Here is a 21321-nt window from a genome sequence, read left to right as displayed (position 1 = left end):
TTCAAGGAGCAGAACACCAGCACCCTCGGCCCACCCCGTGCCGTCCGCCGCGTCCGCGAACGCCTTGCACCGACCGTCCACGGCCAGCCCGCGCTGCCGCGAGAACTCCACGAAGGAGGTGGGCTGTGCCATGACCGCCACGCCCCCGGCCAGCGCCATGGAGCACTCGCCGCTCCGCAGTGACTGAGCTGCCAGGTGCAGGGCCACCAGGGACGACGAGCAGGCCGTGTCCACCGTCACCGCCGGACCCTCAAGACCCAGCGCGTACGACACCCGACCGGAGGCCACGCTGCCGGAGTTGCCGGTGCCGAGGTAGCCCTCGAGCCCTTCGGGAGCCTGGTCCAGTTTGCTCGCGTAGTCGTGGTACATCACGCCCGAGAACACCCCGACGTCCTGACCCTTGAGCGAGGTCGGCGCGAGGCCGGCGCGTTCCAGCGCCTCCCAGGACACTTCGAGCATCAGCCGCTGCTGCGGGTCCATCGCCAGCGCCTCACGCGGCGACACACCGAACAGCTCCGCGTCGAAGTCGCCGACGCCGTCGAGGAACCCGCCCTTGCGGACGTACGACGTGCCGGGCCGGTCGGGATCGGCGTCGTAGAGGTTGTCGAGGTCCCAGCCGCGGTCGGCCGGAAAGTCCACCAGCCCCTCCCGCTCCTCGGACACCAGCCGCCACAACTCCTCGGGGGAGGTGACTCCGCCCGGCAGCCGGCACCCCATCCCGACGATCGCGATCGGCTCGTCCGGCGCGAGGGGACGCGGTCGCGCGGTCACCGCCGTGTTCTCGTGGCCGAGGAGTTGTCCGCGCAGGTAGCGGGCGACAGCGGCGGGGGTGGGGTGGTCGAAGGCGAGGGTGGCGGGCAGTGTCAGGCCGGTCGAGGCGGTGAGGCGGTTGCGCAGTTCCACCGCGGTGAGTGAGGTGAAGCCGAGTTCCTTGAAGGCCCGTTCGGGGGCGATCGCCGCGGCGTCGTCCTGGGTGCGGACCTCGGCGGCGGCCTCGCGTACGAGGTCCAGGAGTGTGCGGTCCTGTTCGGCCCTGGTCAGGGCGGCGAGCCTGCGCCCCAGTTCGGAGGTGGCCGCCGCGTCGGGCCGGGCGGACCTGGGCAGCGCGTCGATCAGGCTGCGCAGCGGGGCCGGAACCGTGCCGGAGTCGAGCGACGCCGTGTCGGGGTGCAGCGCGGCCAGGTGCCCCCGGCCGGTGAGCAGCGCGGCGTCGAACATGGCGAGGCTGTCCTGCGGCGGAAGTGTGCCGACACCGGACGGCGCGGGCAGGCCGGTGGTGTCCCCGGGACCCCAGGCGAGGGAGAGCGCGGGGAGCCCCTGGGATGTCCGGTGCCGTACCAGGGAGTCGAGGAAGGCGTCGGCGGCGGCCTCCGTACCGCGCCCGGTCGTGCCGAGCAGTCCGTGGGCCGCGGTGAGGACGAGGAACGCGGAGAGATCCGCGGAGGCGGTGAGGCGGTGGAGGTTGAGCGCGCCGTCGACGGCCCGTCCGAGGTCCGTGGTGGGGGTCGCGCCGGCCGCGTGCACGACCGCGGTGATCGGGTGCCGGTACCCGGTGAGGGTGGCGGCCAGTGTGGTGTGGTCGGCCGGGTCGCAGGCGGTGAGCGTCACCTCGGCCCCGGCTGCCCGCAGTTCGCGGCTCAGCTCGTCGGCCGTACGGTCGGCGGAGCCTCGCGGGCTCAGCAGGAGCAGTCGGCGAGCGCCGTGCGCCACGACCAGGTGGCGGGCGAGGGCGGCGCCCGTGCTCGTGTCGGAGCCGGTCACCAGGGTCGCGCCCGCGAAGGCGGAGGGGGCGGACGTCCGCTGTTCACCGGCGAAGGTCACCCGGGCGAGGCGGGGCCGCAGGACGACGCCGCCGCGGACGGCGACCTGCGGTTCCCAGGAGGCGACGGCCAGGGGCACGGCCGCGGCCGAGACCTCGGCGTCGTCCAGGTCCACGAGTACGAGGCGGTCGGGGTACTGGGCCTGGAGCGAGCGCACCAGGCCCCATGCGGGGAGGTCGCCCGGCTCCCGGGGTTCGTCGACGATGCCGACTTCGACCGCACCGCGGGTCAGTACCACGAGCCGGGCCGCGTCCGGGTGTTCGTCGGCGAGCCAGGCATCGACGCGTCGCCGGAGATCGTCGACGTCGTTCCGTACGGAGTCGGCGATCCGGTCGGCCGCGAAGGGCCGGGCGTCGGTTGAAAGGAGGGTGACTTCGGTGGCTTCGGCCGCTGTGCCGGCGTACGGCTCGATCGTGGGGCCACCGGGCGGGAGCGCGCCGACGACGCCGAAGGGGTCGGTGCCGATCTGCGTCCAGCGTCCCCCGGCGGGCACGTGCGGTGCCGGCACGGACGGCAGGGGTACCCAGTCGAGCCGGAAGAGCGACTCGTAGTGGCCGGCTCCGACGGCGCGCAGCCGTGCGGGCATGTCGAGCAGGACGTGCCGGGTGGTCTTGCCCGAGGCGGTGCGGGGGACCCGGTCGATCTCGTAGAGCTCCTCGGGGACCTTGTAGTACGACAGTCGCTCACGGCAGGTGGCCAGCAGCCGTTCCGGGTCGATCCCCTCGGGTCCGGCGACGAGGAACGCGACGGGCACCTCGCCGAGCACCTCGTGCGGTTTGCCGACCACGGCGACGTCCACGACGCCCGGGACGGTGCGCAGGACCTCCTCCACCTCGACGGGGTGGATGTTCTCGCCGCCCCGGATGATGAGCTCCTTGATCCGGCCGGTGATGACGAAGTAGCCGTCCGCGTCGCGGCGGGCCAGGTCGCCCGTGCGGTACCAGCCGTCCTTGACGGCTTCGGCGGTGGCCTCGGGCTGGTTGTGGTAGCCGGCCATGACGCTCGGGCCGCGGACCCACACCTCGCCCTCGGCCCCCGCCTCGGCGTCGAGGCCGGTCTCGGTGTCGACGACGCGTACCCCGAGACCGGGCACGGGCAGCCCGCAGGATCCCTCGACCCGGGCGCCGACCGGCCAGTTGATGGTGATCGAGCCGCATGTCTCGGTGGATCCGTAGGCGTCCAGGAGCGGTGCGCCGAAGGCCTCCTCGAAGGAACGGCGCAGCTCGGCGGTGGTGATCGCGCCGCCGACCAGGCACATCCGCAGGGCCGGGGCCTCGAAGCCGCTCTCGCGCGCCGCCCTGACGAGATAGTGGTACATGGTGGGGACGCCGGCGAGGAACGTCGCGGAGTCGGCGCGCAGCGCGTCGAGCACCTCGTCGGCGGAGAAGCCGTCGACGATGCGGGCGGTGGCGCCGACCGCGGTGACACCGAGGACGCAGACGATGTGCGACAGGCTGTGGAAGAGGGGCAGCGGCCACACGACCCGGTCCGCGGCGGACAGTCCGGGGATGGGTACGTAGCAGGCGGCGACCGACCAGAGGCAGTTGCGCTGGGTGGACATGACGCCCTTGGGCCGGCCGGTGGTGCCGGAGGTGTAGAGCGTCCACGCGATGTCGTCCAGGCCGAGGTCGTCGCGGGCCTGTGCGAGGGGTTCGGTGGCGGCCATCGTCTCGAAGGACAGGGTGCCGAGCGGCGCGCCGTCCGGTATGCCCCCGTCGGCGGTGACGACGACCCGCAGCCCGGGCCGGTCGGCCACGAGGCGGGCGAGCTGCCCGACGTGGGCCGCGTCGGTGATGACGACATGGGCGCCGCTGTCGTCGAGGAGATGGCCGAGTTCGTCGTCGGTGGCCCGCGGGTTGAGCGGCACGCCGACCGCGCTCGCCCGGGTGATGGACAGGTAACTCTCCACCGTCTCCACGCGGTTGCCGAGCAGAATGGCGGCCCGGTCGCCGGGTTGCAGCCGCAGATCCGCCAGGTGTCCGGCGATCCTGCGGGTGCGCAGCTCGAGTTCGGCATAGGTGACACCGCGTCGCGCGTCGTGGAAGGCGACCTTGTCCCCGTGGGTCTCGGCGTGCGAGCGGAGCAACTCGGGCAGCGGCCGAATAAGTTCGGTGCGCAGCATGTCACCACATCCCTTGTCTGCGGGCCAACCCAAAACCGGCAGGCGAATGCGGAGTTATCCTCCTGGTCGCGCCGTGCCAAGTGAAAGTGTGTACGGACAATCCGCGAGTACGACCCCTGAGCCACCCCCTACGGCATCCCTAACTTCCGCGGGACCCGGTATTTCGTCCGGAGTGCACGGAATGGGGCGGCGCCCGAACACTAGGCTCGGGCGCATGACGCGCAATTGGCTGTTCGTCCGTCTTCTCGAACACCCGGTCCCGGACCGGGTTCCTGAGAGAGCATTATTTCCTTCGCTCGTTTCCGAACTCGTCGACCGTGTGCGTTCCGTGGACAGCGAAGCACTCTGGTACTTCGAACCCCTGGAGGGCCGGCTCGGCCCGCACATCGGCCTCTGGCTGTTTTCCCGGCCGGAGATTCTTCAGGACATCAGGAGAGACCTGGACCGGGCCGCCGGAGAGCGGGGCCGGCCGGTCGCCTGGGACCGTTACGAACCGCCCATGTCGAAATACCTCGACCACGCCACGGTGGATCTCGCCGCGCGACTGGCCACGGCCTCCAGCGAGTTGGCGCTGGGGCTGCTGCGGGACAGCGCGGTGGCCGGGCGCGCGGGTGCGGTCCCCGGTATCGGCGTCGCGTTCCTGCATCTCGCGCTGCTCACCGAACTGCTCGCGGTCGACGACCGGGTCCCGTTCCTGTTCCAGTGCTGGCAGCACTGGGTGAACGAGTTGCCGGCGCGGCTGCGGGCGGAGGTGACCCGGCTGCGGCGGTCGGCCGTGGAGGCGGCGACCCGCCAGGTGTTCGGCCTGCCGGGGACCGGAGCCGGGGACGCGGGGCACTGGGAGCGCTATACGCGCACGGTGGGTTCGCTGGTCGCGGAGCACGCTGCGGTGGCCCCGGTCGGCTATCTGCTCTTCGACCACGCGCATCTGACCCATCGGCGGCTGGGTGTCGAGGTCGCGGACGAGGCGCTGGCCGCGCACGCCCTGCGCACGGCGCTGCGCACGGGGGTCGCGCTGCCCGAGCCCGTCTCCGCCCTGTTCGCGCCGGCACCCCAGCCTGCCTAGCGGTCGCCGGGCCGCGCCTCGGCGGAGGCGCGGCCGTACGGCTGTCTCTCCGAGCGCAGGCGCGGGAAGGGGCCCGCTCGCCGTCCTCCGGCGAGCGGGCCCCTTCCCGTGTTCCGGTCCGTTCGGCCGGGGTCAGTGCACCGGGACCCGCGGCAGCAGCCCGTGCAGCTCTCCCGGGCTGCGCAGCACGGCGTCGGGCCGTTCGGCGAGCAGTGCCGCCTCGGCGGTCTCGCCCCACAGGGCGGCGACCGCGCGTACTCCGGCGGCGCGGGCGCTCTGCAGGTCGGTGACGGCGTCGCCGATCATGAGCGCGTTGCCGGGGCGCACGTCCAGCAGTTCGAGGGCGCGCCTGACCATGTCGGGGGCGGGTTTGGCGCGTGGCACCTCGTCCCCGCCGATGACATGGTGGAACAGCGGCAGGACGCCCAGTCGTTCGAGGAGCGACCGGGCCCGCCGGCCGCTCTTCCCGGTGGCGACGGCGAGCCCGATGCCCCGTCCGCGCAGGCTCGTCAGCAGGTCCGGTATGCCGTCGAACATGGTCACCCGGTGGGCCAGCCGGTAGCTTTCGCGGACGAACGGTTCCTCCATCTCCAGGGGCAGCCCCATGATCCGCATGATGTCGGGGAAGTAGCGCCCGAGGTGTCGGTTGTACTCGTCGAAGGGGGCCGGTCCCGCCCCCACGACCTCGGCGTACGCCACCGTGAACGCCTCACGCATCACCGCGAAGCTGTCCACGAGGACGCCGTCCATGTCGAACACCACGGCGAGTGGTCCGTCCTCCTCTGCCAGCAGGGGGCCGCCGGGCCGCGCCGGGTTGCTGTCCTCCACAGGGTCTCCTCCCTCCGTACGGTCACGGGGTTCTGGGTCAGTGGGCGCCGTGTCCCGCCGGCACGGCCTGCCGTCCGGCGTTCCGGGCCGATTGGTAGAGGCGTTCGATCGCTCCGATGGTGAGCCGTACCTCCGCGACGGCCCGGCCACGGACGGCGGGATCGGCCAACAGCCGGGGCAGCTCGTCCAGTTGGCGCACGTATTCGGCGCCGATGGGCTCGTCGGCCACGGGTACGGGTTCGGTTCGGCCGTCGCGGGTCAGGGTCAGCCGGGAGCCGCCCTCACGGTTGGGGCTGAATCCGAAGGTGCAGCGAAGGGTGGCGGTTCCGGCGGCCCCTTCGACCCTGACAAGGGTGACGTCGTGCCGCTCGTGCGAGGCCCAGCTCGCGCGCAGTGCCACGGAGACGCCGTTGTCGGCGACGAGGAACCCGCGTGCGGTGTCCTCCACGTCGCCGAGGTCACCCGGTGCCCGGTCCTCCGGTGCGGAGTGACGCCAGGCCGCGCCGGAGCCGGCGCTGCCCAGGAAGTCGCCGGAGACGGTGCCCACGACCTGGTCGAAGCCGATGCCGTCGCCGACCAGGGGCAGCGCCGTGTCCAGCAGATGCCAGCCCAGGTCGACCAGGGCCCCACCGCCGGCGAGGGTGCGCCGGGTGAACCAGCCGCCCGCGTCGGGCACTCCGCGCGCGCGGATCCAGGCGACCTCGATGTGCCGGACTGGCCCCAGTGAGGCGGTGAGTTCACTCAGGGCCCGTACGTCGGCCCGGTGCCGGGCGGCGCTTCCGGACAGCAGGACGGCGCCGCCCGATGCCTCGGCCCGGGCCAGCCGGGCGGCCTCGTCCGAGTCGAGACAGACGGGCTTCTCGACGAAGACGGGGGTGCCTTCGGCGAGCAGCCGGGAGGCGACCTCGGCATGCAGATGGTTGGGCACCGCGATCACGGCGAGGTCCACCGCGGTGGCGGACAGGCCGTCGAGGCCGGCGAACGACCGTGCGCCGGGTGCGTCGGACACCGCCTCGGTACGCGCCCGTTCGCTCGGGTCGACCACGGCCACCACCTCGAAGGCGGGGTGCTGCCGAAGCCGTGGCAGCCAGATGGTGCGGCCGGCCCAGCCCAGGCCGACGACCGCCACTCGGACGGGCCGGCCGGTGTGCTCACGGGCCGGGTGGGCGGGAGTCACGTGGTGGCCAGGACGTCGGCGACGATGTCGGCGATCCGGCCCACCTGCTCCTCGGCGCCCAGCAGGGTGCGGTGGTGCAGCCAGACGGTGTCGCCGCTGATGGCCTCGGAGTTGGGGCACCGGCGGGCGATGTCGTCGACGGTCTCGTCCGGTGCTCCGGTCTCCCAGAAGCCGGGGGTGCGGTAGATGGCGCGGAAGCCCGCGAAGGCGGGCAGGCCCCGTGCGACGAGCGCGTCGACGACGGCGTTGCGCCGCTCCTCGGTGATGCCGGGCAGCCGGAACATGGCCATGTAGTGCGGGACGCGGTCGTTGCGCTCGTCCCTGGACTGCGGCACGACGCCCGGGATCTGCGCCAACTGCCCGGCCAGCAGCGGCCAGCGCTGTTCGCGGGTGTCTATCTGCCGGTCGAAGCGGCCCAGTTGGGCTCGGAGCACCGCTGCGGAGAACTCGTTCATACGGAAGTTGGAGCCCGAGGTCTGATGGAAGTAGTGCCGGTCCGTCGGCGGCCGGCCGCAGCTGTGGCGCAGGAACGCGGTCCGCCGGGACTCGGCGTCGGGGAAGAGGACCGCGCCGCCCTCGCCCGCGGTCATCAGCTTGCCGTTCTGGAAGCTGAACGCGGCGATCGAGCCGAGTTCGCCGACCTTCTTGCCCTGCCACCGGGCACCGTGGGCGTGCGCGGCGTCCTGGATGAGGGGCACACCCGAGTCGGCGGAGAGCTTCGCCAGCGCGTCCATGTCGGCGAAGTGTCCGGCCATGTGGACCGGCATGATCGCGCGGGTCCGGGGAGTGATGGCCGCCTCGACGGCCGCCGGGTCGATGGCGTAGGTGTCGGGGTCGACGTCCACCGGTACGGCCACCGCGCCGAGGCGCTGGGCCGCCTGCGAGGAGGAGATGAAGGTGAACGCCGGAACGACGACTTCGGTACCGGCCCCCACGCCGAGCACCTGGAGAGCGAGTTCGAGTGCGTGTGTGCCGTTGGTGACGGCGAGGGCGTGCTCGGAGCCGTGGTACTCGGCGAACTCGCGCTCGAAGGCGTCGACTTCGCCGCCGCCCATCCTCCACCACTGTCCCTGCTCCAGGGCCCGGATCAGCCCGACCCGCTCCTCGTCGCCGTACTGGGGCCAGTCGGGGAATTCCGGGGCTTCCAGCGGATTCCCGCTCATCAATTCACCTGTCTTTCCATCGAAGGAGAACCGTTCCGTGAACCGCCGGTACCGCGGCGGGAAAAAGGAATCCGCAGGTGGCACCGGGCGACTGGCAGCACGCTAGCGAACACCGGACGGCGTGTCATCTCCCCTATGTTTACCCCTAGAACCCCCTTGTCCCGGAATTGCATTACAGGTCACGTCACTGTTCCGGAGGGCGCTCGATAGGCTCTTCACTCCGTCGACCCGATCTATTGATCGGCCCTACGAACGAGGTGAATCTTGGCCAGCGTACTCCTGCTGAACGGACCCAACCTGGGCATTCTCGGCCGCCGGGAACCCGAGATATACGGAATGGATACGCTGGCGGATATCGAGGAGGCCGTGGCCGCGGAAATCGAGTCCCGCGGCTGGAAGGTGCGTTCCGTGCAGCACGATTCGGAGGGCGACCTCGTCGGGGCGGTGAACGACTGCCACGACACGGTGGGGGCCGTGGTGAACCCGGGAGCGCTGATGATCGCCGGCTGGAGTCTGCGGGACGCCCTGGCCGCGTATCCGCACCCCTTCGTCGAGGTCCACATCTCGAACGTGTGGGCCCGTGAGACGTTCCGGCACGAGTCGGTGCTCGCGCCGCTGGCCGCGGGAGTGATCGTGGGTCTCGGCACGCTCGGCTACCGCCTGGCGGCGCGCGCACTGGTGGAGACCGTCTCCGGCTGATGTGCCGGCCCCTTGCCGCCCGGCGCCTCGCGAGCGCCGGGCGGCAAGGGGTTGCGCGTCGGTCAACTCCCGATGCTCTGCGGGTGGTTGAAGAAGTTCCCCGGGTCGTAGGCGTTCTTCACCTGGACCAGGCGGTCGTAGTTCCCGCCGTAGTAGGCCTGTTGCCAGTCCTCGAGCCGCTCGTCCGGGAAGTTGATGTACGAGTGACCGGTCGAGAGCGGGTCGATGATGCCGTACCCGCGGTCCACCCAGGCCTTGGTGACCGCCTCGTCCTCGGCGGACGGTGTCGGGGAGGGCAGGGCCGCCCCGATGCCGATGAGGAACTGCGTGTCGCGGTGCCAGAACGCCGTGTCGGTGCGGCCGGGCCGCGTCGAGGCGCCGCCGAGGTGGTTGAAGCCGAGGAATCTGGTGTGCCCGGCGTGGCGGTCGGCGTCGAAGGCCGCCAGGGTCGCGGCGAGGGCCGAACCCGTGAGCGGCTTGTCGAAGAGCCGGTGGCGCTCGCGCAGGGCGCCGCCACGCGGGATGGTCGCCTCGTCGTTCTGCCCGACCCGGTGACACTGCTTCACGGTGACCTGGTCGCAGCCGTACACATGCATCATCACTTCGTCGTACGGCAGTTCGGCGACCGACCGGCTCAAGGGCTGGGCGCCGGCCTGGGCGGCGAGCGCGTCGAGCCCTGCCTCCAGGTCCGCCTGGGCGCCCCAGTAGCCGCCGTTGACCGTGACCATGGGTGTGGTGCCGGGGGCCGCGTCGAAAAGGAGTACGCCGCAGGAGGAGCCCAGCGTGTCCGCGTCGGCCAGGCTCCACTGCTGCCAGGCCTCGACGAGTTCCCTGGCCTTGTCCCAGGGCCAGGTCGTGGCGAAGTAGACCCCTCGCGGCTGGTCGATCGGCAGCACCTCGAAGTCGACCAGGACGCCGAAATTGCCGCCGCCTCCGCCGCGCAACGCCCAGAAGAGGTCCGGCTCCCGGGTCGCGGAGGCGGTCACCAGGCTCCCGTCGGCGAGCACCGCGCGGGCGGACACGAGCCGGTCGCTGCCCAGTCCGTATCGGGCGGTCTGGAATCCGATGCCGCCACCCGTGAGGAAGCCGCCCGGACACACGGTCGGGCAGGTGCCGGTGACGATCTGTCTGTTGTACGGCTTGAGCGCAGTGAGCGCCTCCACCGACATCGCGCCGGGTCCCAGCCGTACGGTGGACGCGCCCACCTTGACGTGCTTGATCCGGGAGACGTCGACGACCAGGCCCTCGCCCGTCGACCAGCCGGCGAAGTTGTGGCCACCGCTGCGGGTGCGCGTCGGCAGCGAGTTGGCCTGGGCGAACCGCACGGCACTGGCCACGTCGGCCGGGGTCTCGCAGTAGGCGATGCCCTGCGGGTGGATGGCGTCGTACTCGGCGACCGCCAGCTGCTTCGCGAGGTCGTACCCACTGTCCGCGGGCAGGACGAGATCGCCCCGCAGCCGCGCGCGCAGCTGGTCCCACGGCACGGTGGCGGACCTGGCACCCTGTGCCGAGGGGGCCGCCGCGCCCACACTTCCGGCCACCGCCAGGGCACCGCCCAGCTGGAGAACTGATCGTCGGCTGATCACGCGTCGTCGCCTCTCTGCTTGCTTGGTCGAGCTGTTCGATCTGAGGGGGGAGCGGGAGTGTCCAGCCCCCTCACCCTGTGTCGAAGCTATGAACGCAAGCGCCCGGGCTGGAACCCCTATGCCTCCCCTGACCTGCGGCAACACCGCTCCGAACAGCCGACTTGTGGTCCTGGGGGCGCCATATCCTGCATCGCGCCGGGGGTCGGAGCGGCCGACTCGACCGGCTGACGGAGGGGTCATGGGGTACCTGGGGATCGACATCGGCGGCACCAAGGTGGCACTGCGGCTCGAATCGGAGGGACACGATCCGCTGGAGTCGGTCTTCCACTGGCCGCGGGACACGGGGGCCGCCCGGCGGGACGTCGCCATGCTGCGGCACCATGCGGACGCGCTGCTCGCCAGGTGGCGGCGTCCGCTCACCGCGGTCGGGGTGGCGATGCCCGCCACGGTGGACGGGACGGGCCGGGTCGCCACCTGGCCGGGCCGGCCGGGATGGCGGGGCCTCGATCTCCGCACCGAGTTGCGCGAACTCTTTCCGGGGACCGCGGTGCGGATGGCGGACGACGGTGATCTGGCCGCGCTGGCGGAGGCGGACGCCGCGGCCTGCGGGAATGTCGTCTACCTCGGTGTCGGGACCGGAATCGGCGGCGGCATCGTGCACGGCGGGCGTCCGTTTCCCGGACCGGCCGCGGGCTCGTGCGAGATCGGGCACATGACGGTCGACCGTTTCGGGCCAAGGTGCGACTGCGGACGGCGCGGCTGCCTCCAGTCGCTCGCCTCCGGGCCCTCGACGCTGCGCCGGGCCGCTGAACTCCTGGGCCGGGAAGTGGAGTTCACCGAACTGCGGGACGCCGCGGACGCGCTGCTGCCGTGGGCCGTGGCGACGCTGGACGAGACCTGCTCGGCGCTCGCGACCGCCGTGGTCAGCCTTACGGAACTGGCCCGTCCGGAGCAGGTGGTGATCGGCGGGGGCTTCGCCGACGCCCTGCCCGGACTGGTCCCCCAAATCGCCGGGCAGGCCGCCTTGTTGGCGCGGCCGGGCGGCCCGCGCGCGGTGATCGGCAGAGCCTCGCTCGGCGGACTGTCCTCCCTGTACGGCGCGTTGCTGCTGGCCCGCGGCGAGTGAGGCCGGCCACGTATCCGCCGGCCTGCCGGAACGGCTCGCAAGGGGTTTCCCCAGGGATGATTTTTAGCCGTCTGTCAAGACCCTGCGGCGGCGCGATGTTGACGTACCTCCCGGGCGGTTTGATTGACTTGGATCCAGCCGGGAGCATCAAAGGGGCTGCTCGACCGTGCTCGGACCGAGTCAACTACTCGCCTGGTTCAGCCATGTGACAGGTGAACGGGGGTTGCTGTGCGGTTCAAGATCCTCGGCCCATTGGAGATCTCGGGCATCGAGGGACGGGTGCCGTTGGGCGGACTGAACCAACGGGCCGTTCTGGGATATCTGCTCCTGAACGCCAACAAAGTCGTCGCCACCAGCAGCATCATTCGCGCCGTCTGGGGTCACGACGCCCCGCCGACCTGTCGCAAAATGGTGCAGAACGCGGTCTCCGGACTGCGCAGGATCCTCGCCGACGCCCCCGAGGTCTCCCTTCAGACGCGCTCGCCCGGCTATCTGCTCACGGTGAACCCCAGGCACATCGATCTGTCGGTGTTCCAGTCCCTCGCGGACCAGGGACGGCAGCATCTCGCGGCGGCGGAGTGGCAGAACGCCGCCACCGCGCTGCGCAAGGCCCTGGAACTGTGGCACGGCCCGGCCCTGGCCGACCTCGCCGAGGAGGGCATCGCCTGGCCCGAGCAGGAGGTCGTCCACAACGAGCGGCTGACCGCCCTCGAAGACTGCGTGCAGGCGGAACTGGCGCTCGGCCGGCACTGGGACCTGGTGGGTGAGCTGGAGCGCGCCTCCTCCGGTGACCCGGCCCGGGAACGGCTCTGCGGCCAGCTCATGCTGGCGCTGTACCGGTGCGGCCGGCAACCCGAGGCGCTGGCCGCGTACCAGCGCACCCGGGCCGCGCTGGCCGACGAGTTCGGACTCGACCCCGGCCCGGAACTCCTCGACATGGAAAGGGCCATACTCACCCACGCTCCGGAACTCGACCTGCCCGGTGCCGGCTTGGGCGACGAGACGGCCGCCGCCGCCTCGAACCTGCGCCTGCTCAGCTCCTATCCGCGGTCCGCGGACCCCTCGGCGGCACTGGCCACCGCCTCGGTCGCGGGCCACTACGGCGCCCTCGAACCCCGCCCCGAGGGCGGCACCCCGGCCACCGCCATGGTGGAACGCAAACGGGTGTCGGTGCTGCTGATGCGGGCCAGGGTCCCGCACCCGGCGGGACACGAGGACCCCGAGCACACGGACGCCGTACAGAAGGACCTGACGAACGTCGTACGCCGTGAGGTGGAGCGGTTCGGCGGGGTGCTGCGCACCGCGGTGGGCGCCACCTGGCTGGCCCTGTTCGGTGTTCCGCAGCTGCACGAGAACGACCCCGAACGCGCCGTCCGTGCCGCCCTCGCGATCCGCGACCGGGTCGCCGAGGAGTTCTCCGGCAGCGGGGACACCCTGCGAACCTGCCGACTGGCCGTCGCCACGGGCGAAATGATGGTCACCTACGCGTCGGAGAACCATGTCGAGCCGGCCGAGGCGACCGGTCAGGTCCTCGACCGCTGCCAGCAACTGCTCGACTCCGCCGAGCCGGGCGGACTCAGGGTCTGCGACTGCACCGTCAGGATCGGGGGAGATGTGTTCGGCGCCGCCTGGACCGCCGCCCCCGGGGACGGCTGGGAGATCAGGAACATGGCACCGAGCGGCACACCGGCCGGACCGGTCTCGCCGTTCCTGGGCCGCGAGCGCGAGATCGAGATACTGACGGGCCTGCTCGGCGACATGCTCCGGCGACAGCGACCGCATCTGGTGACGGTGATCGGCGAACCGGGCCTGGGCAAGAGCCGGCTGGTGACCGAGTTCCTCCACAAGGCAAAGGCCAGGGCGTACGCGGGCGGACCCACCGATGCCCACGCCGGGCCCACCGCTCCGTACTCCGGACCGGCCGTGCTCACCGCTCGTATCTCGCCGTTCGGCGGGGACAACTGTGTGGCACCCCTGGTGTCGACCGTTCGGGCGTACGCCGGAATCGAAGCGACCGACAGCCCCGTCGTCGCCGACCGCAAGCTGGTCGACGCGGTGCACGGGCTGCTCGGCGACAGCGCCGCGGGACCGGAGCTGTTGCGGGGGCTGCGCCGGTGCCTCGGCGCGGACGGGCAGGTGGAACCGGTTGGCCACGACACGTTCCACGCCGTCTTCCTGGTCTGGCGTCAGCTCATCGAGGAGATCGCCGCACAGCGGCCGCTGCTGGTGGTCATGGAGGACATGCACCTGGCCTCGCCCGAACTGATGGACGCCGTGTCGGAGGTCGTCGAGCAGCTGGCACCGGTGCCGTTGATGCTGCTGGCGACGTCCCGTCCCGAGCTGCTGCACGTGCGTCCGCGCTGGAGCTGCGGCAAGCGGGACGCCGTGATGCTGACTCTGGACCCGCTGCCCGACCATGTGACGGGCCTGCTGATGGGCTCCCTGGCCGGGGACCGAGGAAGCGGCTCGCTCGACCCCGTCCTGGTGGCCCGGGTCGGCGGGAATCCGCTGTTCGCCAGGGAGTACGTCCAGGCGCTGGGCGAGGACGCCGGTACGGAACCGGTGCCCCTGCCGGGTCCCGTGCAGACGGTGATAGCGGCTCGCCTCGACACGCTGCTGCCCGCGCAGAAGGCGGTGCTGCGGGACGCCTCGGTGGTCGGCGACACCCTGTGGGTGGGCGCGGTCGCCGCGCTCGGCGACCGCGACCGGGAAGAGGTCGCCCACCACCTCGCCTTTCTGGAGCGCAGGCACTTCCTGCACCGGCGCCGGCGGACCGCCATCCCGGGCGAGGTCGAGTACGCCTTCCGGCAGCCTCTGGTGCGCGAGGTCGCCTATTCCCAACTGCCGCGCAAGACAAGGGCCGTCAAGCGCCGTCTCGCCGACGACTGGCTCAACGAGGCAACGGCCCACTCCCCCGCCCGCGGCACCACCCGCCAGGGCCGCAGGTCCGCCGGCGGCGAACCGCCCCGCCGCCCGAGCCCGCTCTAGGACCTGCCCGGCGGATCAGGTCGCGGGAAAACATCGGTGCCTGATCAGCGCCGGTGAGCGGGGTCTGGTGCGTCCATCTGCAAGCCGGAGGAGACGTTGACATCAGCGGCTGCGGTGGGGGCGCCTCCCGGCCGAAGGCCGGGGAAAGTCGGCGACCGACGACAACGCCGCTGGGGCCCCCACGCCTTTAGGGCAGTGAGGGAGGGCGTGCCAGACCCCGCGTCCGCGACAGGATCCGCCGGGCAGGTCCTGGGGGTCACGGGTACTCGTAGAAGCCTCGGCCGGACTTCCGGCCGAGCAGGCCGCCCTCGACCATCCGCAGCAGCAGGGCGGGCGGGGCGTACAGGGGTTCCTTGAACTCCTCGTACATGGCCTGCGCGATGGAGACGGTGGTGTCGAGCCCGATCAGGTCGGCGAGCCGGAGCGGACCGAGCGGGTGCGAGCAGCCCAGGACCATGCTCCGGTCGATGACTTCGGCGTCGGCGAGACCGGAGTCGACCATGCGGACGGCGGAGAGCAGATAGGGGAACAGCAGCGCGTTCACGATGAATCCGGAGCGGTCCGGCGAGCTGATCGGCTGCTTCCCGAGCACGTCGGTGACGAAATCCGTGGCACGCGCCGCGACTCGGGGTGCCGTCAGCACGGACGAGACGATCTCCACCAGGGGCAGCACCGGGGCCGGGTTGAAGAAGTGCATTCCCACGACCTGTTCCGGCCGCTCGGTGGCACGGGCCAGCCGCACGATCGGGATCGACGAGGTGTTGGACGCGAGGACGGCGTCCGGACTCTCCACGATCTTGTCGAGGGTGGCGAACAGCTCCCTCTTCAGGGACTCGTTCTCCTTCACCGCCTCGATCACCAGCTGACGGTCGGCGAGTTCACCCAGGTGCGGGTGAAGGATGTCCGGCCGAGCGCCGCGTCACGCTCGTCCTGGGTGATCCGCCCCTTGGCCACACCGCGGTCGAGCGAGGCGGCCAGCCTGCGCGGGCCCGACACCAGCGAGGCGTCGGACGAGACGGTGACGACGACGTCGATCCCGGCCCGGGCACACAGCTCGGCGATGCCGGCGCCCATGATGCCGCTGCCGAGGACACCGACCCGGCTGATCGGCGGGGTGTCGCGCCGGGTGGTGGTCGTCATGGTGCTCATGCCGTGGCTCCCCAGGTCAGTAGTGACGCTCCGATCGACATTCCGCCACCGAACCCGGTGAGCAGGACGACCTCCCCCGGACACAACTCGCCTGCGCGATTGGCCTCGTCGAGGGCGACGGGCACGGACGCGCTGCCCATGTTCCCGTACTTGTGCAGGGTCCGGTGGGTGAGGGCGCCGCCCAGTCCCGCCCGTTCGACGAGGTCGTCCAGCATGACCCCGTTCGCCTGGTGCGGGACGAAGTGGTCCACCCGGTCGAGCGGCACGCCGACGCGTTCCGCGAGGCCGGCGAGCGCCCGCGGCACGTGTTCGGCGACGAAGTCCCGTACGCCGCGGCCGTCCATCCGGAAGAAGTGGCCGCCCTCGGCGAGGGTCTCGGCCGACGCCGGAGTGCGGCTGCCGCCGGCCTCGACCCTGATGAGCTGGTGCGCCTCGCCCCGGCTGGCCAGGTCGACACCGATCATCCCGTACGGCTCCGGCACCGAGCCCACGACCACGGCGCCGGCTCCGTCGGCGAACAGGACGGCGGTACGGCGGTCGTCGAAGTCGAGGATCCGGGAGTAGAGGTCGGCACCGATGACCAGGACGAGGGCGTCGGGCCGGACCGCGACCAGGCTGTCGGCGAGCGCGAGCGCGTAGACGAAGCCGCTGCACACGGCGTTGATGTCGAAGCAGGCCGCGGAGTCCGCGCCCAGCCCGTTCTGCACCAGACAGGAGGTGGGCGGCTGCGGGAAGTCGCCGGTGGAGGTCGCGACGATGATGTAGTCGAGCCGGTCGGCGGTCAGTCCCGCCCGGGCGAGGGCATCGGCGCCGGCCCGTACGGCGAGGTCCGAGGTCGCCTCGTGCGGGGCGGCATAGCGCCGGGAGCGTATCCGGGTCTTCCGCTCGATCCACTCCGCGGTGACTCCGACGCGCTCGGCGACCTCCTCGTTCCCCACCTCGTTCTTGGGCACGTACGACCCGGTCGAAAGGATTCCGCTGCGCTTCTCCCGCACGTCAGGCCTCCCGCCCGCGGGTCACGGCAGGTCCGGCCGTCTCGTCCGCGCCGGGCGCGCCCCGGAGGTTCCTGAGCGGATTGATCCGTGCCTCACCCAGCCGTGCCCGCAATTCGGGGTCGGTCACTCCGAGGCCGGTTTCCGGTGCCATACAGAGCACACCGACCTTTCCGATGTGGCGGTTCTGCTGGACCAGACGCGCCGCTTCCGCGGTTTCGGACAGCGGATAGACCTCGGAAAGAGTCGGAGCGATCCTGCCCAGCCGGAAAAGACGATTGCACTCCGCCTGTTCCTGGAGGTTGGCCGCGTGACTTCCGATGATCCTTTTCAGATTCATCCAGAGATAGCGGTTGTCGAAATGGTGGTCGTATCCGGTGCTGGATCCGCAGGTGACCACTGTGCCGCCCTTGCGGACCACGAATACGGATATGCCGAAAGTGGCCCGGCCGATGTAGTCGAAGACGATGTGCGGATCCTCACCCACCTGCCTCCTGATCTCGCGCCCCAGCCGTTTGCCGAGTTCGATGGTCTTCTCGGGCGTGAGTGGGGCGTCACCGCCCAGACCGATGTCGTTCCGGTTGATCACCACGTCACAGCCGAGGCGCCGCAGCACGTCCGCCCGGCTCTCGGAGCCGACCACCCCGATCGGGATGCCACCCGCGTTCTTCACCATCTGTACGGCGAAGGCGCCGAGGCCGCCGGTGGCTCCCCAGATGAGGACGATGTCGCCCTGCTTGACGCGTGCGCCCCGGTCGCTGACCAGCATCCGGTAGGACGTGGCGGCGGTGAGCAGGTTCCCGGCCGCCTCTTCCCATGTCAGATGTCCGGGCTTGGGCAGCAGTTGACTCGCGCGAACCACCGCGTAGTGGGCGAGTCCGCCGAAGTTCGTCTCGAAGCCCCAGATGCGCTGCTCGGCGCCGAGCATGGCGTCCGCGTGTGTGGCGGGCTCCTCCTCGTCGACCTGGACACAGCTCACCACGACGTGGTCACCGACCCGCCAGCGGCGCACGCCGTCGCCCACGCGCACGACGACTCCGGCCGCGTCCGAGCCGACCACGTGGTGGGGCAGGTCGTGGCGCGCCGCGAAACCGCCCTGCCGGGCATTGCGCTTGAGGAATTCGAAGGTGGGCACGGGCTCGAAGGTCGCCGACCACACCGTGTTGTAGTTGATGGAACTGGCCATCACCGCCACCAGAACTTCGTCCGGTGCGATGCGCGGCATGGGAACCCGGCCTATGTGCAGCGATTTACGGACGTCCTTGTCGTCCACCTCGTCGAACATCCCGACATCCGTGGCCCGTAGATGAGCGGCCAGATATTCGTCGGGTACGTCCTGCCGCTCCAGCGCCTCCGGGTCGGCATTCGCGAGCAGCGCCTCGGCCAAAGAATCCATGACTTCTCCTCCACCACGAAGAACACGCCGACGGAGTCAGCGGCCGCCGCCCGGGCGAGCCATACGTTACGGAGTCGACTACGCGCCGCCTACCCTTACTGGCCCCCTATCCGCGCTCCCGAAAGGCGGCGGAAAAGGAAAGCCGGCCGGTCCATCCAGGACAGGGCCCAGGATCGTTTGTCGCCTGTCGCGGCGTCACCCGCCGTGACGGGACTTCACGCAGCTCGCAGGTCAAGGGCTGTTTTTCGGTTCCGCCAAAGGGTCGTAAGAGGATCGGAGCGTCAAACGAGCGTCACGGCCGACGAACCGCTCCCCCCTTCAGAGAGCCAGACTGGGCGAGCGAAGGACCAGGGCCTGTCCGGTAAGCGGGGAGTAGTACCGGACAGGCCCTGGCGGCTTCGGGGACCGGGTCAGTCCCGGCGGAGCAGGGCCGTGGTGTCCGGGGGCAGCTGGCCGTCCTTGGTCAGGGGGCCGGAGGCCAGCAGCGTGGTGGTGGTGTCGGGGAGTGGGATCGGCTGATCGGAGAGGTTGACCGCGCACAGGATGCCGTTGCCGCGTTCGAAGAGGAGGGTGCCGGGCGGGGTGTCGAGCCAGTGGAAGTCCTCGCCCTGAAGGCCCTGTTCGGTGCGGCGCAGACGGAGGGCGGAGCGGTAGAGCTGGAGCATGGAGGTGGCATCGGCCTGGTTGGCTTCGGCGGTGCAGGTCTTCCAGTCCGGGGGTTGGGGCAGCCAGGGGGTGACGGTCGGGGAGGTGCTGAAGCCGAAGGATGGGGTGTCGCCGGTCCAGGGGAGGGGAACGCGGCAGCCGTCGCGGCCTCGGACGGTGTGGCCGGAGCGTTCCCAGGTGGGGTCCTGGAGGGCGGATTCCGGGATGTCCTCGACTTCGTAGAGGCCCAGTTCCTCGCCCTGGTAGATGTACGCGCTTCCGGGCAGGGCGAACATCAGCAGGGCTGCCACCCGTGCTCGGCGGGTGCCGAGAGCGAGGTCGCTGGGGATGGGCTGGTTGCGGAAGAGGGCCTGGACGCCGGTGTCGGCGCGGCCGTAGCGGGTGACGTGGCGGGTCTCGTCGTGGTTGGAGAGGACCCAGGTGGCGGGGGCGCCGACGGTGGCGAGGGTGGTGATGCTGCGGTCGATGACCTCGCGCAACTTGCCCGCGTCCAAAGGGCACTTGAGGAAGTCGAAGTTGAAGGCCGTGTGGAGTTCGTCCGGGCGGAGGTAGTGCGGCATGCGGCCGGGGCGGACGTGGGCCTCGGCGACGAAGACGCGGGGGGTGGGGTAGCTGTCGGCGATGGCTCGCCAGTTGCGGAAGATGTCGTGGACGCCGTCGCGGTCCCAGTGGGGGTGGTCCTGCTGGCCCTCGCCGGTGAGGACCGAGAACTCGGTCAGGCCGAGGTCCGGGAGGGCGGGGTCCTTGACCATGCCGTGGGCGACGTCGATGCGGAAGCCGTCGACGCCCAAACCTGCACCAGGCCAGATGGGAGTTGTGCAGGGTTGCACGACTTGTTGGCGCCGGTGGTGGCGAGCCAGGCCATGTCGGCGCCTTGAAGACGCCGCCGACCTTGCCTCCGACTGCCCGTAACTCCGGCTGGATTCCCAGATTCCAACCCCGCCGACCTCCCCACACGCGACCCGCCTCGGCCCAAGGCGCGAAGATCTGGGTCAGTCGGCCGTCGGCGGTGTCTTCGGTGCTCGCAGCAGGGCGCCGACCGCAGCGGCGAGTACGACAACGCTCACCGCGATCAGAGAGGCCGACAAGCCGTCCATGAACGCGGACTTGACGCCGTCGGCGAGAGCCGTGCCCCGGGTGCCGAGCCGGTCGGCGACATAGAGGCCGGCGGCTGCCGAGTGGCGTACGGACTCGGCCGCGTCGGCGGGGAGTTGGGCGACCGAGTCGGGGAGCGAGGAGCGGTAGTGACTGCCGTAGATCGAACCCATGAGGGCGATGCCGACCGCCGAACCGACCTCGCGGGTGGTGTCGTTCATGGCCGAGGCGACGCCCTGCTGTCCCCTGCCGAGGGAGCCGGTGATGGCCGCCGTGCCCACGGCGCCGCTCAGGCCGATGCCGAAGCCCGCCAGGACCAGGCCGCCGAGGAAGGGCAGGTACCCGGAGTCGACGTCGAGGAACGAGATCAGGAACAGGCCGGCGGCGAGCAGGAGCAGGCCGACGGACATGACGGCCTTCATGCCGACCCGCTGGACCAGGTGCGGGGTGAGCAGGGAGACGGGCAGTACCGCCAGCGCGACCGGAACGAGGGCGACGGCGGCCTTCAACGGGCTGTAGTCCAGGATGAGTTGCAGGTACTGCAGACCGACGAAGAAGAAGCCGAACACGGCCATGAACTGCACCAGGACCGTGATGGCACCGGCGCGGAAGCCGCGGATGCCGAACAGGGCCGGGTCGAGCAGAGGGTGTTCGGTGCGCAGGCCGAGATAGGCGTAGGCGGCGAAGGACACGGCCGTGACGACGAAGGCGCCGATCACCACCGGTTCCGTCCAGCCCCGCTCGTTGCCCTCGATGATGGCGTACACGAGGGTGCCGATGGCCAGGGCCGTGGTCACCGCGCCGGCCACATCGGGCCGGTGGGGATGGGCGTCCTTGGTGTTGGGGGCCAGCAGGACCGCACTGAGCGCTGCGGCCAGCGCGACGGCGGCGCTGGCGACGAAGATCGACCGCCAGGAGAACTGCTCCAGCAGCGCACCTGCCGCGAGCATCCCGATGATGGCGCCCGCGGCGGCGAACCCCGACCAGGTGGCCACGCCCTTGGCGCGCTGTTCGGGCGGGAAGGCGGCGGTGATGGTGGACAGCGTGCCCGGCATGATCATCGCGGCGCCGAGGCCCATGACGGCCCGCCAGACGATGAGGGTGGTCGTGGAGTCGGCGAAGGAGGCTGCCAGGGAGGCCGCACCGAAGACGACGGTGCCGACGACGAGCACGTTGCGGCGGCCGAGGCGGTCCCCGGTCGCACCGAGCGGCAGTACGAACGCGGCCAGCGCGACGGTGTAGGCATCGGCGATCCAGGTCAGGGCGCTGTTGGACGCCGACAGGTCGATGGCCAGGTCCGGCAGGGCGAGGTTGAGCGCGGAGACCGACGCGACGACCAGAACGAGTGAAAGGCACATCGCGAACAGGACACCGCGGGTTCCGGCGCGGCCGGTGGCGACGGACGGGGCCGTCTCCGTGTGGGGGGTGGTGGTCATGGGGGCCTCAGT

The 21321-nt window shown here is 71.2% G+C and carries 13 protein-coding genes and 1 pseudogene; 4 read left to right on the top strand and 10 right to left on the bottom strand.

The annotated features are described in order from the left end of the window. The coding region (locus SSP08S_RS27355; protein ID WP_026178866.1) for a beta-ketoacyl synthase N-terminal-like domain-containing protein at positions 1–3942 on the bottom strand (3942 nt) is incomplete at its 3' end. Between SSP08S_RS27355 and SSP08S_RS27350 the strand changes: the two genes are divergently transcribed. Continuing rightward, on the top strand, positions 3941–5008 hold the full coding sequence (locus SSP08S_RS27350) for a lantibiotic dehydratase C-terminal domain-containing protein (RefSeq protein ID WP_369407100.1): 1068 nt from the start codon (positions 3941–3943) through the stop codon (positions 5006–5008). The two genes, SSP08S_RS27355 and SSP08S_RS27350, sit on opposite strands and share 2 nt — an antisense overlap. 132 nt (positions 5009–5140) lie before the next feature. On the opposite strand, the gene SSP08S_RS27345 is transcribed toward SSP08S_RS27350, so the two are convergent. Genes SSP08S_RS27345 through SSP08S_RS27335 form a run of 3 tightly spaced genes read right to left on the bottom strand, consistent with a single transcriptional unit; the run spans position 5141 to position 8176 of the window. Continuing rightward, positions 5141–5836, bottom strand: a complete 696-nt coding sequence (locus tag SSP08S_RS27345; RefSeq protein ID WP_019070829.1) for an HAD-IA family hydrolase — start codon at positions 5834–5836, stop codon at positions 5141–5143. Positions 5837–5873: 37 nt separating this feature from the next. Further along, entirely contained in the window at positions 5874–7013 is a 1140-nt protein-coding gene (locus SSP08S_RS27340; protein ID WP_051105989.1) for a Gfo/Idh/MocA family protein, read from the bottom strand. Next, a complete protein-coding gene (locus SSP08S_RS27335; protein ID WP_019070827.1) occupies positions 7010–8176 on the bottom strand; it encodes a DegT/DnrJ/EryC1/StrS family aminotransferase in 1167 nt (388 codons plus the stop codon). The genes SSP08S_RS27340 and SSP08S_RS27335 overlap by 4 nt, the downstream gene beginning before the upstream one ends. Positions 8177–8440: 264 nt before the next feature. On the opposite strand from SSP08S_RS27335, the gene SSP08S_RS27330 reads away from it, so the two are divergent. Continuing rightward, complete coding sequence (locus SSP08S_RS27330; RefSeq protein ID WP_019070826.1) at positions 8441–8875, top strand: type II 3-dehydroquinate dehydratase; 435 nt, start codon at positions 8441–8443, stop codon at positions 8873–8875. A gap of 62 nt (positions 8876–8937) precedes the next feature. Here SSP08S_RS27330 and SSP08S_RS27325 read toward each other — a convergent pair whose 3' ends face one another. Further along, positions 8938–10461 (bottom strand): FAD-binding oxidoreductase, encoded by a 1524-nt coding sequence (locus SSP08S_RS27325; RefSeq protein WP_026178865.1) that lies wholly within the window; start codon positions 10459–10461, stop codon positions 8938–8940. A gap of 238 nt (positions 10462–10699) precedes the next feature. Here SSP08S_RS27325 and SSP08S_RS27320 point away from each other — a divergent pair, with 238 nt between their 5' ends. Together SSP08S_RS27320 and SSP08S_RS56075 are read left to right on the top strand one after the other, a co-directional pair. Continuing rightward, positions 10700–11587 (top strand): ROK family protein, encoded by an 888-nt coding sequence (locus SSP08S_RS27320; protein WP_019070824.1) that lies wholly within the window; start codon positions 10700–10702, stop codon positions 11585–11587. Between the two features lie 228 nt (positions 11588–11815). Continuing rightward, positions 11816–14575 (top strand): ATP-binding protein, encoded by a 2760-nt coding sequence (locus SSP08S_RS56075; protein ID WP_019070823.1) that lies wholly within the window; start codon positions 11816–11818, stop codon positions 14573–14575. A 256-nt stretch (positions 14576–14831) separates the two neighbouring features. On the opposite strand, the pseudogene SSP08S_RS56070 reads toward SSP08S_RS56075, so the two are convergent. The 5 genes and pseudogenes from SSP08S_RS56070 to SSP08S_RS27290 all read right to left on the bottom strand — a co-directional run bounded on the left by SSP08S_RS56070 (position 14832) and on the right by SSP08S_RS27290 (position 21309). After that, positions 14832–15715, bottom strand: a pseudogene (locus SSP08S_RS56070) (3-hydroxybutyryl-CoA dehydrogenase). Positions 15716–15720: 5 nt separating this feature from the next. Further along, a complete protein-coding gene (locus SSP08S_RS27305) occupies positions 15721–16719 on the bottom strand; it encodes a 3-oxoacyl-ACP synthase III family protein (RefSeq protein ID WP_019070821.1) in 999 nt (332 codons plus the stop codon). A 1-nt stretch (position 16720) separates the two neighbouring features. Beyond that, on the bottom strand, positions 16721–18112 hold the full coding sequence (gene ccrA, locus SSP08S_RS27300) for a crotonyl-CoA carboxylase/reductase (protein ID WP_019070820.1): 1392 nt from the start codon (positions 18110–18112) through the stop codon (positions 16721–16723). A 410-nt stretch (positions 18113–18522) separates the two neighbouring features. Next, the gene (locus SSP08S_RS56065) at positions 18523–19569 is read right to left on the bottom strand and encodes an alpha-amylase family glycosyl hydrolase (protein ID WP_019070819.1); all 1047 of its coding nucleotides are present in this window, start codon (positions 19567–19569) and stop codon (positions 18523–18525) included. 201 nt (positions 19570–19770) lie between these two features. Then, on the bottom strand, positions 19771–21309 hold the full coding sequence (locus SSP08S_RS27290) for an MFS transporter (RefSeq protein WP_019070818.1): 1539 nt from the start codon (positions 21307–21309) through the stop codon (positions 19771–19773). Between the last annotated feature and the right edge of the window lie 12 nt (positions 21310–21321).

The sequence above is a fragment of the Streptomyces hokutonensis genome, from assembly GCF_000376565.1.
GTDB lineage: Bacteria > Actinomycetota > Actinomycetes > Streptomycetales > Streptomycetaceae > Streptomyces > Streptomyces hokutonensis.
This window is presented reverse-complemented; position numbering and strand designations above follow the sequence as displayed.